This window comes from Bacillus manliponensis, from assembly GCF_000712595.1.
GTDB classification, from domain to species: domain Bacteria; phylum Bacillota; class Bacilli; order Bacillales; family Bacillaceae_G; genus Bacillus_A; species Bacillus_A manliponensis.
Genome location: NZ_JOTN01000010.1, coordinates 116,920 through 134,756, shown reverse-complemented (window position 1 = coordinate 134,756; position 17,837 = coordinate 116,920). Strand labels below are relative to the sequence as shown.

Genomic DNA, 17,837 nt, shown 5'->3' with positions numbered 1-17,837 from the left:
CTCTTTCTTTTCTATATTTGTAGTTACATATTTTTCAATAATGAAATTACATATATTTCCCTTATCCCTATTGACAATGATAATGAAAATCATTATCATTAAATGGTGGATGTAAATAATAAATTGGGGGAATACAAAAATGATAATTGTAACAAACACATCTAAGATTACAAAGGGAGATGCACATAAATTAATTGAGCGTTTCAATAAAGTTGGAAAAGTTGAACAGATGCCTGGCTTCTTAGGTTTAGAAGTATTATTAAAGGAAAACACAGTTGATCATGATGAAGTAACAATTAGCACTCGTTGGAATTCCAAAGAAGACTTCCAAGGATGGACAAAAAGCGATGCATTTAAAGATGCTCATTCACACCGTGGTGGATTACCTGAGTACATCATCGACAACAAGATTTCCTTCTATGACGTAAAAATTGTACGTGAACCAATCCCTACTATTTCATAACTTTTCATTTTTATTGAAGGTATAGAGGTAAAAGAAGTATGATTACTTTTTTCACCTCTATACCTTCTTTATTTCTCTCAATTTCTCTTTACTAACTTTCCATGTACAACCAATCGTCCTTCTGTTGGATTCATAGCATAATCACATGTCGAAAGCGTGATAATTTGATCTGTTTCGGAAAGGGAATCATCCGTTTTATACAGCGATTTCTCTTGTAATGTTTGTAAAAATTGTACATATTCTTCATCGCTCGCAAAATCTGTTTCAATATAATAAAAGTCTGTCGTTGTTTTATATACGGAGAAAATTTCTACATCATATCCTTCATATAGCGTATCGTAATAGAGTGTCCGATGCGTGTTGAAAAACTCTTCATTTAGCATATTTTTCAACTCTCCAAACATTGATCCATCTTTCATTCGATGACCGTACAATATCGTATTTTTATTATTAGCCGCAACATCATTTCGGTAATCCATAAAAATACTGCCTGCTCTCATATCTTCCCCTTTATAATTGCGATATAAATAGTAGTCATTATCCTCAGCTTGCACAATTGGATAATGAATTTGCGTATTATCCATCGTAATCCAGCCAACAATTTCTGGATTGATTTTTTGCAACGATTGGAACTGAGTTCGTACTTCTCCATTAGAAGCTACTTCTTCTACTTCACTACTTTCATATATTTCTTGCACTTCAGCCATTACTTGCTGATTTTCATAGTAATCCATAAAGATACTACTTAATTCATAAACCGAATAAAAAAATACTCCTAGAAAGGAAATGGTGAGTATCCTCTGAAAGATAGATCTTTTTTTCTTCTTTTCTCGGTCCATATCATCACCTCAACACTACACTTTTTTTCCGTTAAATCCCCATTGGCACCATGTATAAACCAGTATCTTCATCGTGCTTCACAACAACATCTACACCATAAGTAGCTTTAATCATTTCTTCAGTTACAATATCATTGGGCTTACCTTTCATTGTAATTTCCCCGTCTTTCATAACAATAATATGATCACTATAACGGATTGCTTGATTAATATCATGCAAGACCATCACAATGGTTAGCCCATGTACTTCATTTAGTTCTTTAATAAGTTCAAGTATTTCAAGCTGATAATAAATATCAAGATATGTTGTCGGTTCATCTAAAAAGAGCATCGGTGTACTTTGCGCTAATGTCATCGCAATCCAAACTCTTTGTCTTTCACCACCAGACAACTCTGAAATAGGTACATTTCTTTTTTCATGTAAATTTGTACATCGTAATGCCTTCTCAATCGCTTCTGCATCCTCTTCAGTTTGTGAGGATAAAAAACTTTTATGTGGCATACGTCCAAAGCTTGTTAATTTCTCAACCGTAATATCAGCAGGCGCTTCATTTTGTTGATGAACAACCGCTAATTTTCGTGCAAATTCTTTCGGTTTATACTGACTAATTGTTTTTCCATCTAATATAACTTCTCCGTTTTTAGGGATATAGTTGCGGGACATTACCCCTAAAAGGGTAGATTTCCCGCAACCATTTGGCCCAATAATTGTTGTAATTTTCCCATACTCAATATGACTACTAACTGACTTTAAACGATTTGTAATACTGTCATATGAAAACGTCACATTATTAATTTCCATGAACTCTATCACTCTTTCTAAGCAAGAATATTAAGAATGGCCCACCAATAATCGCCATAATTGTTGATGCTGGAATTTCATTAGGTGGTACAAGTAAACGCCCAATTGTATCTGCGGTTAAAATTAATAACGCTCCGGCTAATGCTGAAAACGGAATGAGTATTTTATGATCCGAACCAACTAGTTGCCTTGCAATATGTGGAACCAATAACCCAACAAAGGCAATGACCCCAGCAATTGCAGTTGAAACTGCTGCTAACAATACAGCAATGGCGGAAATAATAAGGCGCACTCTCGTTACATTCAAACCTAAATTTTTTGCTGTTTTATCTTGCAGGGCTAAAAGGTTACACCATGAACCTAAAAATAGTGCTAAAACAAGGCCAATTGAACCATATGTAACGATGATATCCACATCACCCCATGTTTTCATGGAAATATTTGATGTTGTTGTTTGTTTTAAACTTTTAATAAAATAGCCACAAATTGTTACAAATGATTCATTTAAGCCTGTGAACATCGCATTGATTGCAATCCCGACTAAAATAATACGAAGTGGGCTCAGACCTGATTTCCAAGAAAGGGAATAGACGAGATAACAAGCAAATGCTCCGCCTAAAAAGGCAAATAACGGCGTCCAAAAAAAGAGCTGAGGTACTAATGTAATAATGACAAGCGTCATAAAACTAGCCCCCGCTGATATACCAATTACCCCAGCATCTGCGAGTGGATTTTTCATAACTGCCTGAAATAACACACCCGAAACAGCAAGTGCTGCCCCTGTAAAAATTGCGATGACAATACGTGGTAATCGTAAATCTTTGATCACTTCTACATCTTCATTCGTTCCCGTAAATAAACCGCGCACAAATTCTACTACCCCTATTTCTAAGCTTCCTTTCACTGCAGAAAAAACAGTCATAAAAAGAAGCAAAAATATAACGATAAAAAAGCTCCAAAATTTTTTATTCATTCCACTCTTCCTTTATTTATAAGCTTTGTTCACCTATCTTAACTTTGTTCTTTATTCTGGATACATCATTTTCTTTAATTCATCTAACGCTTCCATTGCTGCTAAGTTTGCAGTTGTCGGGAAAAGTCGCTCCTCTAAATCATATACGCGATCATTTTTTACTGCTTTAAAATGTTTCCAAATATCGTTCGTTTGAAACTCTTCATTAAACATCTCAACAACTTCTTCAGGCATGCCGTGTGCGGCACGTAAAATAATGTCTGGATCTGCCTTCTTTAAGTACTCCGTATTAGAAGCTAAATATTCGACACTTTCACCTTGTACAATATTTTTACCACCAAGTTGTTTTACAAGATCACCTATGTATGAATGCTCTGTTGCTACTAAGTAGCTTCCTGGTACACCTAGTAAAATAAGCACAGTCGGTTGTTCTTTTCCCTCTACTTCTTTTTGAATACTTGCTATCTTTTTATCAAACTCTGTTACTAATTTTTCAGCTTGCTTCTCACGATCATATTTCTCACCTAGATCGGTAATTGCATTTTGCATCTTTTCAAGACTTGTTAAGTCTAAATACGTTGTGTTCACACCAGATTTTTCAAACACAGGCTTCAAATCATATTCAAGCGTCGTAACAGATAACACTTCTGTTGGCTTTAATGATTTTATTTTTTCCATATCAGGACTCATTGGGTTTCCTAAATCCGGAAGTCCTTTATAGCGCTCCGGTAACTTCTTATAACTAGTTGGAACACCAATTAAATCTACTTCAAGCGCATCCATAATTTCTGTAACTGCAACTGTTGTTGAAATAATACGCTGCTCCTCTTTCTTTTCAGTTTTTACAGAAGCATTCGTTTTCTCATTTGATGAACAACCTCCTGCAGTTAATAAAAGCAAACCAGCCATAAGCGTACTTACAATCTTTTTCACTATTTCCCTTTCCCCTTTCTAACCAGCATATGAAAGTAAGTCTTGATACAAGCATATGTATCAAGACTTACAAAACTTACAATCTACCAGTTCTATACTTACGTACTAAAATCACAAGTGAACCAAGTAGTAACATTACATATAGACTAAGCTGAGACATATCAGCTGTTTTTACGTTTGGTTCTTTCTTTGTATCGTTACTTCCTTTTGGTGTTTCTTTATTACCGTCTGCATTTCGATCAAAGTTTGGGTTTTCTGTTTTGTTATTACCATTACCTTTTGGTGTTTCATTTGGTTTTACTGTACCTACCGCACCGATACTTTTTGGATCAAATTGAATTTGCACATCATAGAAATTGTGATAATTCATATGCGGAATATCGACTTTTACTTTTGCATTTAACTTCTTCTCTAAATCTTCTACGTCAAATGAAACAACACGTGTATCTTTTGCCTTATCTTCGCTCACTACTTGCGCATCAGGGAATGTCCCGTTTTGCTCAGTTTGGAACTTTGTAATCCATGAACTATTTTTCAGCTTCATCGCAATTGATTTTTTACCATCTTTTACAGTTAATCTCGCTGGGCTTACAACATACTGGTTCATCATAGAAGTAGAATCTGTTTGATCTTTTAACACTCTAAATGCAATATCATATTCGCCATCTTTTAAATTCTTCGGATCAATTGGCTCATTTGGCTGACCATTGTTGTTTCCGCCGTTGTTGCTTCCGCCGTTGTTGTTTCCGCCGTTGTTGCTTCCATCTTCAATTGGCTTCATACTATTTTTATCAAACGCAACTTGGACATCATATTCGTTATGATAATTAATATCCGGAATATCGACCTTTACTTTCGCATTTAACTTCTTCTCTAAATCTTTTACATCAAATTCTACTACTCGCTTATTTGCCGCTTTGTCTTCACTTACTACTACTGCATCAACAAAGTTGCTGCCATTATCTGTTTTAAACCAAGTGATCCACGAGCTATTTGTAAGCGTGATTGCTACTTTTTTCTCACCATTTTTCACCTTTAATGTTGCTGGACCTTCTGTGTATGTGTCCATCATTGATGGTGTGTCCGTTCCATTTTTTAAAATCGTATAATCTAACGCATATTCACCATCTGCGATTTCTCCATTATTTGGTTTCTCTGGTTTTTCAACAGGTTTGACTGTATCTTTGTCAAAGGTAAATTTCACATCATACTCTTTGTAAGTATTTACACTAGAAATATATTCACTAAGAGAGTACACCTTATAAGCGTTCATTATAGGAATGTCTACTCTTATTTTTGCATTTAAGGCCTTTGTTACATCATCTACCTCAAATTCAACTATACGCTTATCTGCTACCTTATCTTCGCTCACTACCGTTGCATCTACAAAACTACCGTTTTTTTCAACTTTAAACCACGTAATATGTGAGCTATTTTTTAAAGTGATGGACATTTTTTTCTTGCCATCTTTTACTTCCATTTCTGCCTTACTTTCTGTATAACCCTTTATAGATTCAGCACCGTCACCAGAAACTTTGAATTCTATATTATATTTTCCATCTTCAAATTCTTTATCATTTGGTTTCTCTGGTTTCTCTGGTTGCCCACCTGGTGTCATCGTACCCTTATCAAACTGAACTTGCACATCATATTCATTGTGGTAGTTCATAGATGGGATATCTACTTTTACTTTTGCATTTAACTTCTTCTCTAAATCTTCTACGTCAAACTCTACTACTCGCTTGTCCGCTGCTGTATCTGTACTCACTGTTGTTGTATCAATGAAACTTCCTCCGCTCTCTGTCTTAAACCATGTAATCCAAGAGCTATTTATAAGTGTAATCGATACTTTTTTCTCACCGTTTTGTACTTTTAATGTTGCCGGACCTTCTGTGTATCCATCCATCATTGATGGTGTATCTGTTCCATTTTTTAAAATCGTATAATCTAGCGTGTATTCGCCATCTGCGATGACTTCACCACTTGGTTTCTCTGGTTTTTCTGGTTTCTCCGGTTGTCCACCTGGTGTCATCGTACCCTTATCAAACTGAACTTGCACATCATATTCATTGTGGTAGTTCATAGATGGAATATCCACTTTTACTTTTGCATTTAACTTCTTCTCTAAATCTTCTACGTCAAACTCTACTACTCGCTTGTCCGCTGCTGTATCTGTACTCACTGTTGTTGTATCAATGAAACTTCCTCCGCTCTCTGTCTTAAACCATGTAATCCAAGAGCTATTTATAAGTGTAATCGATACTTTTTTCTCACCGTTTTGTACTTTTAATGTTGCCGGACCTTCTGTGTATCCATCCATCATTGATGGTGTATCTGTTCCATTTTTTAAAATCGTATAATCTAGCGTGTATTCGCCATCTGCGATGACTTCACCACTTGGTTCTTCTGGATTCGTTCCGCCATCTCCACCACCTGGTTCTTCTGGTTTTGTTCCGCCATCTCCACCACCTGGTTCTTCTGGTTTTGTTCCGCCATCTCCATCACCTGGTTCCACTGGTTTCATCGTTGTTTTATCAAATGCGATTTGGACATCATATTCGTTATGATAGTTCATCATATCAATATCTACTCTTACTTTCGCATTTAACTTTTTCGTTAAGTCATCTACATCAAACTCTACTACTCGTTTGTTTGCTGCTACATCTTCACTTACTACCACAGCATCTACAAAGCTGCTATTTTTCTCTGTTTTAAACCATGTAATCCATGAACTATTCGTGAATGTAATTGATACCTTTTTCTTTCCATCTTTCACTTTTAATGTTGCTGGACCTTCTGTATACCCATCCATCATTGATGGCTCATCTGTTCCATTTTTTAAGATTGTATAATCTAACGTATACTCACCATCTGCAACTGGATCAACGCTTGGTTGTTCTGGTTGTTCTGGCTCTCCACCTGTTTCTACTTTCGTCATTGTTGATTTATCAAATTTAATTTGTACAGCATACGTATTGTGATAATTGATATGATCAATATCTACTCGAATTTGTGCATTTAGCTTTTCCTCTAAATTCGCTACGTCAAATGCAACTATTCTCTTATCAGCTACCGTATCTACACTTACTACTTCTACATCTGTTAGCGTTCCATTAACTTCTGTTTTAAACCATGGCATCCATGAACTGTTTTTTAATGTAATCGATACTTTTTTCTTACCATCTTTTACTTTTAATGTCGCTAAACCTTCTGTGTATGTGTCCATCATCGATGGTGTATCTGTTCCATTTTTTAAAATCGTATAGTCTAATGTATATTCACCATCTGCAATCTCTTCACCACTTGGCTTCTCTGGTGTTACTGGCACATCAACTTTTTTCATTGTTGCTGTATCAAATTTAATTTGCACAGCATACGTATTGTGATAATTGATATGATCAATATCCACTCGAATTTGTGCATTTAGTTTTTTCTCTAAATCTTCTACATCAAACTCTACTACTCTCTTATCTGCTACTGTATCTTCACTTACTACTTTTACATCTGTTAGCGTTCCGTTAACTTCTGTTTTAAACCATGGCATCCATGAACTGTTTTTTAATGTGATCGATACTTTTTTCTGCCCATCTTTTACTTTTAACGTTGCTGGGCCTTCTGTATATCCATCCATCATTGATGCTTGGTCTGTTTTGTCTTTTAAAACTGTATAGTCTAACGTATATTCACCATCTTGAATTGTGGTAGAATAAGATTGTTGACCAAGGTCTTGCTTTTGGTCGGGCTTTTGACCTTGGTTCTCTTTTTCAATTGGATCTGGCTTTGTAGCTAGGTCCTCTTTTTTGTTTTGGTCTGTTTTTATTTCTTGCTTCTCTTTTTCAGTTACTTCTTGCTTTATTTCTGCTGTTTCCTCTTGTTTCGTTTCTTGCTTTACTTCTTCTTGTACTTCTTGTTTTACTGTCTCTTCTTTATCAGCTGCTGTTACTGCTACAACTGGCTTAATACTATTTGTATCAAATGCAATACGCACGTCGTAAAGATGATGATACCCCATAGATGGAATATCTACTTTTACTTTTGCATTTAACTTTTCCGCTACATCTTCAACATCAAATTCTACTACTCTCGTATCTGCTGCTGTGTCCTCGCTTACGATATCTACATCAGCAAAATTGCCAGCTTTCTCTGTTTGAAACTGTGTAATCCACGAACTATTTTTTAAAGTAAAGGAAACTCTTTGTTTACCATCTTTTACTTTTAATATACCAGGACTGACTGTGTACTCATTCATCTTGGATACTTCATCTGAGCTATCTTTTAAAACCTGAAAATCAATTGCATACTCACCATCAGCTAATTGTGTAGCTGCTTGCACTGTAAGTGGTTGCAACGAAGTTACGAAGGTAAAGACAGCTAAAAACATTGCAATCATGACTTTTAAGTATCTTATCAATGTCATAACACTCCTTCACATTCTGCTTAATTACTTGGAACAACACTATTTTCATCAAATAAAATACGTACATCATATGTTGAATTGTAATTAATAATTGGGATTTGAATTTTCACTTTACTATTTAGTGGCTTTGCTAAATCCTGTACTTCAAATTGAACAAGTCTTGTATTCTTTTGTTTGTCCTCACTTAATACTGTTGTATGAACAAACTGTCCATCTTTCTCTACCTGAAACTCTTTAATTAGTGAACTACTTTTCACTTGAAAAGAAATATATTGTTTGCCATTTTTCACAGTTAATGCGGCAGGGCTCTCAAAATAATCACCCATTTTAGATGGTTCATCCTTATCGCCTTTCCAAACCTTATAAGAAATTTGGTACGTTCCATCAGCTAAATTTGTTGATGCATGTGCCTTATTTACTCCAGTTGTAACAAAAAAAGTAAACAATAGTGTAAATACAACCATTACCGCTTTCCATTGTTTTTTCATAGACTCATCATCCTTTATATCGATATATTAGTTTCTACTAAATTTCACTTTACGAACAAGAAACAACGTTGAAGCTAGTAATACCCCCCCGAACAAAGCAATGTTCGCTTCGTCTCCTGTTTGTGGATTGGATGTTTTTTCTCCACTTTGTGTATTTGGTTGTTTTGTCGTCTCTTCTTTAGCACTAGCAGTTGGGACTTTCTTATCATCTGTTTTCGTAGCTGCAGCTGCTGGTTGTCCTCCATCTACCGCTGTTACATTTGCATCAAACGCAAAACGAATCGTGTAGTGATGATCATAATCTACATCTGGTACAACAACGTGAATCTTCACTGGGAATGGTTTAGATAAATCATCTACTGCAAATTCTACTGTTCTCTTATCTGCGGCTGTATCTTCACTTACTACTTTTGAATCAATATAGTTCCCATTTACTGGCGCTTTAAACTCTTTAATCCATGCACTATGATTCATTTGTACTTGCACATTCATTTTTCCATTTTTAACGATTAATTTCGCTGGCTTTTCAAAATAATCATTCGCCATTGAAACAGAATCATTATCAGCCTTTTGAATAACGTAATTCATATTGTAAGTTCCGTCAGCCAATGTAGCTGATGCTTGCTCTGTTGGCATAATAAGAAAAGCAAAAAGACATAAAAATGCCATAATAACAGCTGGTAAATTAATTAATTTTTTCATTTAAATAAAATCCCCCTTTTAATTATGTAAATCCTCTTTATGAAAATGATAATTATTATCATATAGACATAAAAAAATAACCTTTCTTCCAGCCATTGCTAAAAAAAGATCCCTAAAATATAAATGATTATCATTCTCAATTCAATCTAAAAAAAATAATCTCTCTTCTAATTCCCCCTTCATACCTCTATCTTGACACTGATTGTACAAAACCTTCCCTGTCAACCACTTCCTTTCTCATTTGTACAACCACTCTAATCTTATCGTAGCAATGAAAAATTTGTCAATACAATTGAGAATAATTTTCAAATAAAGTGAAGCTTCACTCAGTGGGGGGTCTTCATCCCCTACTGAGTGTCAGCCCGACCAATCGGGCTTTTACGGACTGTTAATCTCTCACCTAAACTTCTTCGCTTTCTCTCAAGTTTTGCGGTGGGAGTCTTACAGCCCGCAAATAGCGGGATAAACTCCATTATATGAGCTTAAACACTCTAAAAATAAAAAAACGTAGAGAAAAGGTAATTTCCTCTACGTTTTTTATTACTCTCCTACAACAACTTCTTTCTTTTGAAACACTGAAATGATATATCCAAGAACAATCCCAATGACACTTGGTACAAGCCAACCGATTCCAACAGTGTATAATGGAATGCTGTGTAATAGTGGTTCTAGTACAGTAAACTGAATATTTGCATTGTTTAGTCCATCAAAGAAACTAATGATGAATGCTCCTACGATACCACCTACGTACATTGCCAATGGAAGGCGAATGTAATTTTCAATTAATGATAATACCATTAGTACAATACCAATTGGATAGATTGCAATTAAAATTGGTAATGCTAACGCATTTAATTGTGTTAATCCTAAGTTTGCCACCATAAATGCAAGTACACAGAAGATCAGAACAACTTTTTCATAAGAAAGCTTTGGAATTAATTTTGAGAAATACTCTCCGCAAGCTGCTACAATACCAACTGCTGTTGTTAAACATGCCGCTCCAATCGCAACTCCAAGTAATACTATTCCGTAACTTCCAAATAAGTGCTTTACAACATTTGTTAAAATTACACCGCCGTTTGGTGCCATACCTAGTGATACACTAGAAGCCCCAAGGTATGCTAATGCTACATAAATAAGAAGTAGTGCAAGTGATGCGATAAAGCCAGCAAAGATCGTTACTTTTGCAATGCTATTTTTGTTTGTAATTCCTTTTGCTCGTAACGTATGAATTACAACATTACCAAACACAAGCGCTGCAAGTCCATCCAGTGTTAAATAACCATCAATAAATCCTTTAAATAATGGAGCAGCATATGCTTCTGTTGGGGCACTAAATTCACCAATTGGTGTCATAAGCGCTTTTGCAACAATGATAGCAAGTAAGATTAGTAAAATTGGAGTTAATACTTTTCCAATACGGCCAACTAACTTTGATGGGTTTAGTGCTAAATAGAATGTAATTGCAAAGAATACAACTGTAAATAATACAAGCGGGTATTGCGAAGATGCTACGGCACTTGGTAAGAATGGCGCAATTCCCATCTCATAAGCAACAGTTCCTGTACGTGGAACACTTACAAATACACCTAGCGATAAATAAATTAATGATGTAAATACAATTGAAAATACTGGGTGAACACGTCCTGCTAATTCATTTATATCTCCTTTTAATGCGATAACCACTACACCAAGAAGCGGAAGACCTACTCCTGTCAGGACAAAACCAGTTAGTGCAATCCATACATCCGTTCCTGCACCTTGTCCTAAAGCTGGTGGAAAAATCATATTTCCTGCGCCAAAGAATAGTGCAAATAACATTAAACTAATGGCCAACATCTCAGATAGTTTTAAAGATGATTTCATTTTGCTATCCCTCCTAATTGTAAAAAGACAAAATATTCAGAAATAAAACCCGTTACAAGGCTTCTTTTCGTTAATTTTTTCCAGTAAAAAATAAAAAACACCCGTCCCTAACAAAGGGACGAGTGTTGAAATCGTGGTTCCACCCTTATTCTAATAAAATGAAGCATAACAAATACACCCATTTTATAGCTCGTGTAAATTGATAACGGTTTTATCCGCCAAGAATTACTGTGCATCATGCTGTTCACTCTTGAAGTTCAGAGGTGGTAAGTATACTTTCTCGTATTAGGAAGCTCACAGCCAAGGCCTCCCTCTCTGGGAATCGTAAAAAATAACTCATGTCCTCATCATTACTTTTATAAAATATTCTGTCGAATCTTGTCTTGAATTATATTATATGGGCTACTTTTTAAAAAATCAATAGTTTTATTTTTTCTGAAAAAATATTTTTTTAAAAGGACACTCCCTCTCATATATGGTAAAATTTTCTTCTGGATATAAAACTACTACAACGGGAGAGTGTGCTATGCAAATTTTACTAATTCGTCACGGTCAATCTGAAGCAGATATATTACATGTTCACGAAGGAAGAGCAGACTTCCCTCTAACAGATTTTGGCAGAAAACAAGTAGCACAAATGGTAGAGCGAGTCACTGATGAATTTCCACCAGATTTTATTTTTGCAAGTCCACTAAAACGAGCGCGTGAAACAGCAGAGACACTTGCAAATAAAATTGGTTGCCCTCTGCAATTTGAAGAGGATTTAATGGAACATAATAACGGTGTGCAAGCAGGTCTATCGTTTGAAGAAGCAGAAACATTACCGCAGCCTACCTATTTACATGATTGTTTTGAAGAAGGGGAATCTTATATCGAATTTCGCATGCGAATTGAAACAATGTTTTCAAAAATGGTTTCCTCTTGTCCGCATGATCGTATCGCTATTGTTGCACACGGAGGTGTTATTAACTGTCTTCTTCGTGCCTTTTTTCAAATGCCAATAACAATGGATCCTTATTTCAAAATGGAGGATACAGCAATCAACCTACTGGAAATAAACGAAAACGGGCGCGTTGTACATTTCATTAATAACGCCGATCATTTACGCTAACAACAAAACCTTCTTCTACTCATGAAGAAGGTTTTGTAGCATCTTTAATTCGTCCTTTGTTACATACCGCCACGCACCAACCTCTAAGTCAGCTAATTCGATATTCATAATACGGACACGTTTTAATTTTGTTACCGTATAACCAAATGCACGACTCATGCGGCGAATTTGTCTATTCATTCCTTGTGTTAATATAATACGAAATGAGCAATCATCAATTTTCGTCACTTTACAAGGCTTCGTCATACCATCACGAATTTTCACAACGTTTGCCATACTTTCAATAAACCAATTCGTAAAAGGCTTATCAACTGTTACAACATATTCCTTTTCATGTTCATGATCACCGTGCAAGATTTGATTCGCAATATTTCCGTCATTCGTAAGTAAAATAAGTCCTTCTGACGCTTTATCTAAACGACCAACTGGAAAAATACGCTTTGGATAGTTAATATAGTCGATAATATTATCTTCAATATGCTCTGCAGCTGTACACGTAATCCCAACTGGTTTATGAAACGCAATGTACACCTTCTCTTCTTTGCTTTTCTCCATAATCTTTCCGTCAACACAGACAATGTCATGATCACGAACTTCATCGCCATGATTACAGACTTGTCCATTTAACGTCACACTTCCCGCTTTGATCAGCCGATCTGTTTGCCGTCTTGAACAAGAAAGTGCTTCGCTTATAAATTGATTGATTCTCATTTTATATTTCCTTTCATATAAAAAGCGCCAATTCCCAAGTATAATGACAATACCGAGAATTGACGTCTCCCTTTACTTCACAATTAAATAAATAACCCCAATAACGAAAAATGCGCCGCAGCAAGCTAACAATACTTTTGCAAGTTTGTCCATAAACATATGTTTTTACCCCTTTGTTCAGCCCGTAAAAGCCCGATTCGTTCAACTAACATTCAGTGGGGGATGAAGCCCCCCACTGATTGAAGTTTCACTTTATTCTCTTACTTCAGTTCAACAACGGTTACGCCTAATCCGCCTTCTCCCATATCACCATAACGGAAGTTCTTCACACCGCGATGCTTTTTCAAATAATCTTGTACACCTTGGCGAAGTGCACCTGTTCCTTTTCCATGAATAATCGAGACGCGTGGATAGCTTGCAAGCTGGGCATCATCTAAATATTTCTCAACGCGCATCATCGCATCTTCATAACGTTCGCCGCGCAAGTCAAGCTCTAATGAAACGTGATAGTCTCTTCCTTTTACAGCCGCAACTGCTTTCTTTTCAACCGGAGCTGGGCTATTAATATATTCCATATCGGATTCTTTTACTTTCATTTTTAAAATTCCAATTTGAACATTCCACTCTGTATCACTTACTTTTTTCAGCAATTGACCTTTTTGACCAAATGTTAATACTTTGACTTCATCACCTGGTTTAAGCGTTTGTTTTGGCGCAGTATTCTTCACTTTTACTTTCTGTTTTTTCACAAGCTCTGGCGCTGCACCTTCTAAACGGCTCTTCGCTTCAATTAGCTCGTGATCTTTAACATTTGCAAGCTGAGCTTTACGTAGTTGACGAAGGTCACGAATGATTTCTTCTGCTTCTTTTTTCGCAGCTTCTACTTTTTCTTCGCCCTCTTTTTGCGCTTGTAGTAGACGCTCATCACGATCTTCATTAAACTCAACGATTTGCTTTTGTAATTCACGATGAAGCTTCTCTGATTGCTTACGAAGTTCTTCAGCCTCTTTCCAATCACGCTCTGCATTCTTTTGACTTTCTTCTAGCTTTGCAATCATGTTTTCAATTTTATTTGTATCTGTACTAATATGATTACGAGCACGGTCAATTACACGCTCTGATAGACCAAGTCGTCTTGAGATTTCAAAGGCGTTACTTCGCCCTGGCACACCAATTAATAATTTATAAGTTGGGCTTAACGTATTCACATCAAATTCTACGCTTGCATTAATAACTTGTTCACGATTGTAGCCATATGCTTTTAATTCCGGGTAGTGCGTCGTCGCTACAACTCGTGCACCGCGATTATACACTTCATCTAAGATAGAGATCGCTAACGCAGCCCCTTCTTGCGGATCTGTTCCTGCACCTAATTCATCAAATAGTACTAAACTTTCAAAGTCTGCTTTCTCTAAAATCTCAACGATATTAACCATATGAGATGAGAACGTACTTAAACTTTGTTCAATTGATTGCTCGTCACCAATATCAGCAAAAATATTTTTAAACACGCACATTTCTGATTCATCCATTACTGGAATGTGTAACCCAGACTGCGCCATTAATACACAAAGACCTACTGTTTTTAACGTTACGGTTTTACCACCTGTATTCGGTCCTGTAATAACGATTGTCGTAAACTCTTTCCCAAGTATAATATCATTTGGAACAACAACTTTTGGATCAATTAACGGATGGCGCGCTTTCTTTAAATTCATATAGCGCTCATTGTTCATAAGCGGCTTTGTGGCTTTTAATCGTTTCGCATATAATGCTTTAGCAAAGATGAAATCAAGCTCAGCAACAACTTCAACGTTTTCTAACACGATGTCTGCTTCTAACGCAACTTCTTCTGTTAACATAAATAAAATGCGTTCAATTTCTTGTTTCTCTTTCACACGTGCTTCTTGCAATGTATTATTTAGTTCAACAATAACTTGTGGTTCAATAAATAACGTTTGTCCAGATGCTGATTGGTCATGAACGATACCACCATATACACCTCGGTACTCTTGTTTCACCGGAATTACATAACGGTCGTTACGAATTGTTACAATCGCATCTGACAACATTTTTTGCGCGTTAGAAGAGCGCGTCATATGTTCAAGTTTCTCACGAATACGCCCTTCTGCACCGCGAATTTGCTGGCGAATACCACGTAGCTTTTCACTCGCGCTATCGACAACTTCACCGCCATCACTAATTGCATTCGTAATCTTCTTTTCTAAATCATATAAAGATACAATACGAGCTACATACGATTCAAGAATTGGAAGCTCCACGCCATTATCAACCATATCTTCAATAAATCGTTTCATTTGGCGGCTTCCATACATCGTATTCGCTACATCAAGCAATTCATTCGGGCTTAACATACTTCCAATTTTCGCACGCTTTACATTCGGACGAATATCGGTAATCCCACCAAGTGGCGCATGTCCTTTTAAACGGATTACTTTCGCTCCTTCATCCGTCGTGTCTTGCATCGTTACAATCTCTTCATAATTTGTGCTTGGCATAAGCCCTTTTACTTTATCGCGTCCAAGCGAAGAGGCAACGTGTTCTAATAACTGTTCTTTTACTTTATTGTATTCTAATACTCGCAACGTTCGTTCTAACATAAGTTGCAGTTCCCCCTTATTACTTATTTCATAAAATCTCAATTGAACTCATTACACTATATATCTACTTTCTTTTTCCATAACATGGAGCACAAAGCCCTCATCGTTACCAAACATGGATGGATGCTTCCTTCCAACCAAAAAAAGAAAATTTTTTATTTCTTTTTAATAAAGTCTAATAAACGTTCTATATCCCAAGTGTTAATCACTGTATCTTTTTGAATCCAACCTTTGCGTGCTGCAGCAACACCTGTTTCCATATCTTCTAACATTTCAAGTGTATGAGCATCTGTATTAATTGCTACTTTCACACCAGCATCTTGCGCTTGCTTTAATAATTTGGCACTTAAATCTAAACGATTTGGATTTGCGTTTAATTCAAGTACAGTATTTGTTTCTTTCGCAAGTTCAATCAGCAATTCTGGATCCACATCGTATCCTTCGCGACGTCCTAATAAACGCCCTGTCGGATGCGCAATCATTGTTACATGTTTATTTTCAATCGCCGCGCGAAGACGTTTCATAATTGTTTCACGATCTTGTGAGAAACTAGAGTGAATCGCTCCAATTACATAATCTAGTTCTGCTAACACTTCATCATCAAAATCAAGCGTTGCATCTGGTAAAATGTCCATTTCAATTCCACGTAAAATTGTAATGTCTGGATACTTTTCATTCATACGAACAATTTCTTTTCCCTGTTCATGAAGACGTTCTTTCGTTAACCCGTTCGCGACTTTTAAATATTGTGAGTGGTCCGTAATTGCCATATATTTATACCCACGCGCACGACAAGCTTGTACCATCTCTTCAATCGAAAAGGCACCGTCACTCCACGTTGTATGCATATGCAAATCACCTTGAATATCGGAAAACTGAATGAAGCTTGGATATTCTGTAATCATCTCAATTTCTTTTCCATCTTCACGTACTTCTGGCGGGATAAATGGTAAACCGAAATGAGCGAAAAACTCTTCTTCTGTTTCAAACGTTTTCACTTCACCCGTTTCTAAGTTTCCCACGCCATACTCACTAATTTTTTCCCCTTTATCTTTCGCAATTTGACGCATTCTTACATTATGATCCTTTGAGCCAGTAAAGTGGTGAAGTGTTGTGACAAACTCTTCTGGCTGCACAAGGCGGAAATCAATCGAAATATCATATTCATACTGAAGACGAATAGATACTTTTGTATCGCCACTTGCAATAACTTCAATCATATTATCAAACTGTAATAAATGTTCGCGTACTTTTTCTGACTCTGTCGTCGCAATAATGAAATCTAAATCTTTTACTGTTTCACGAACGCGTCGTAAACTACCCGCTCTAGAGAAACGACTAATTTCTTGTACTTGTGACAATTTCTCTTCTATTTCCCTGGCAATAGGAAGGACCATCGCGATTGGTAAACGCTCTGGGCGAGAACCAACTTGTGCAATTGCCTCTAATATTTTTTCTTCTGTTTTCTTCCCAAATCCAGCAAGTGCCTGTACCTTATTTTCTTCACAAGCTGTTTTTAACGTTTCCATATCTGTAACGCCAAGCTCTTTATATAATTTTGCGACCTTTTTACCTCCAAGCCCTGGAAGCTTTAATAATGGTAACAAACTGCTCGGCACTTCTTTTTCGAGCTCTGCTAACACTTCCGAAGTGCCAAGCTCGATATATTCTGTAATAACAGCTGCAGTTCCTTTCCCGATACCTGGAATTTTTGTGAAATCTTCAATTTCTGAAAGACTGCGATCATCACTTTCAAGCGCAGCCGCCGCTTTACGAAATGCTGATATTTTAAAAGGATTTTCTCCTTTTAGCTCCATAAACAAACCAATTGTTTCAAGTAGTTTAATTACTTGTTTTTTATTTACTTTCATTCTTCTCCCGCCTTTCCGCTCTAGAAAAAAAACTTCTCTT

Annotated in this window: 13 protein-coding genes and 1 other annotated feature; of the genes, 2 read left to right on the top strand and 11 right to left on the bottom strand. The window is 36.4% G+C overall.

The window, feature by feature from the left end:
- Window positions 1-139: 139 nt before the first annotated feature.
- Window positions 140-463 (top strand): heme oxygenase, encoded by a 324-nt coding sequence (isdG, locus tag BAMA_RS13375; RefSeq protein WP_034639840.1) that lies wholly within the window; start codon window positions 140-142, stop codon window positions 461-463.
- A 77-nt stretch (window positions 464-540) separates the two neighbouring features.
- On the opposite strand, the gene srtB is transcribed toward isdG, so the two are convergent.
- The 8 genes from srtB to brnQ6 form a co-directional block, all read right to left on the bottom strand.
- Window positions 541-1,302, bottom strand: a complete 762-nt coding sequence (gene srtB, locus BAMA_RS13370) for a class B sortase (protein WP_051758949.1) — start codon at window positions 1,300-1,302, stop codon at window positions 541-543.
- A gap of 31 nt (window positions 1,303-1,333) precedes the next feature.
- Window positions 1,334-2,104 carry an ABC transporter ATP-binding protein gene (locus BAMA_RS13365; RefSeq protein WP_034639836.1) on the bottom strand — a complete coding sequence of 257 codons (771 nt, stop codon included), beginning with the start codon at window positions 2,102-2,104 and terminating at the stop codon, window positions 1,334-1,336.
- Window positions 2,094-3,077, bottom strand: coding sequence for a FecCD family ABC transporter permease (locus BAMA_RS13360; RefSeq protein WP_034639834.1), 984 nt, complete (start codon window positions 3,075-3,077; stop codon window positions 2,094-2,096). Before BAMA_RS13360 ends, BAMA_RS13365 begins: the two co-directional genes overlap by 11 nt.
- Window positions 3,078-3,128: 51 nt before the next feature.
- Complete coding sequence (gene isdE, locus BAMA_RS13355) at window positions 3,129-4,010, bottom strand: heme ABC transporter substrate-binding protein IsdE (protein WP_084157996.1); 882 nt, start codon at window positions 4,008-4,010, stop codon at window positions 3,129-3,131.
- A 76-nt stretch (window positions 4,011-4,086) separates the two neighbouring features.
- Window positions 4,087-8,391 (bottom strand): NEAT domain-containing protein, encoded by a 4,305-nt coding sequence (locus BAMA_RS25170; protein WP_476727061.1) that lies wholly within the window; start codon window positions 8,389-8,391, stop codon window positions 4,087-4,089.
- A 56-nt stretch (window positions 8,392-8,447) separates the two neighbouring features.
- Window positions 8,448-8,915: an NEAT domain-containing protein gene (locus BAMA_RS13345; RefSeq protein WP_034639832.1), complete on the bottom strand. Its 468-nt coding sequence runs from the start codon at window positions 8,913-8,915 to the stop codon at window positions 8,448-8,450.
- Window positions 8,916-8,942: 27 nt separating this feature from the next.
- Window positions 8,943-9,617 carry a heme uptake protein IsdC gene (gene isdC, locus BAMA_RS13340; RefSeq protein ID WP_034639829.1) on the bottom strand — a complete coding sequence of 225 codons (675 nt, stop codon included), beginning with the start codon at window positions 9,615-9,617 and terminating at the stop codon, window positions 8,943-8,945.
- A 540-nt stretch (window positions 9,618-10,157) separates the two neighbouring features.
- Entirely contained in the window at window positions 10,158-11,483 is a 1,326-nt protein-coding gene (gene brnQ6 / locus BAMA_RS13335) for a branched-chain amino acid transport system II carrier protein BrnQ6 (RefSeq protein WP_034639828.1), read from the bottom strand.
- 111 nt (window positions 11,484-11,594) lie between these two features.
- Window positions 11,595-11,843 (bottom strand) — a binding site (T-box leader).
- A gap of 166 nt (window positions 11,844-12,009) precedes the next feature.
- On the opposite strand from brnQ6, the gene BAMA_RS13330 reads away from it, so the two are divergent.
- A complete protein-coding gene (locus BAMA_RS13330) occupies window positions 12,010-12,594 on the top strand; it encodes a histidine phosphatase family protein (RefSeq protein WP_034639826.1) in 585 nt (194 codons plus the stop codon).
- A 15-nt stretch (window positions 12,595-12,609) separates the two neighbouring features.
- Here the strand turns inward: BAMA_RS13330 and BAMA_RS13325 are convergent, their stop codons facing one another.
- From BAMA_RS13325 to polX, 3 genes are all read right to left on the bottom strand, one after another.
- The gene (locus BAMA_RS13325; RefSeq protein ID WP_034639824.1) at window positions 12,610-13,305 is read right to left on the bottom strand and encodes a 23S rRNA pseudouridine(2604) synthase RluF; all 696 of its coding nucleotides are present in this window, start codon (window positions 13,303-13,305) and stop codon (window positions 12,610-12,612) included.
- A 260-nt stretch (window positions 13,306-13,565) separates the two neighbouring features.
- On the bottom strand, window positions 13,566-15,926 hold the full coding sequence (locus tag BAMA_RS13320; protein WP_034639822.1) for an endonuclease MutS2: 2,361 nt from the start codon (window positions 15,924-15,926) through the stop codon (window positions 13,566-13,568).
- Window positions 15,927-16,081: 155 nt separating this feature from the next.
- On the bottom strand, window positions 16,082-17,797 hold the full coding sequence (gene polX / locus BAMA_RS13315) for a DNA polymerase/3'-5' exonuclease PolX (RefSeq protein WP_034639820.1): 1,716 nt from the start codon (window positions 17,795-17,797) through the stop codon (window positions 16,082-16,084).
- Window positions 17,798-17,837 lie beyond the last annotated feature (40 nt).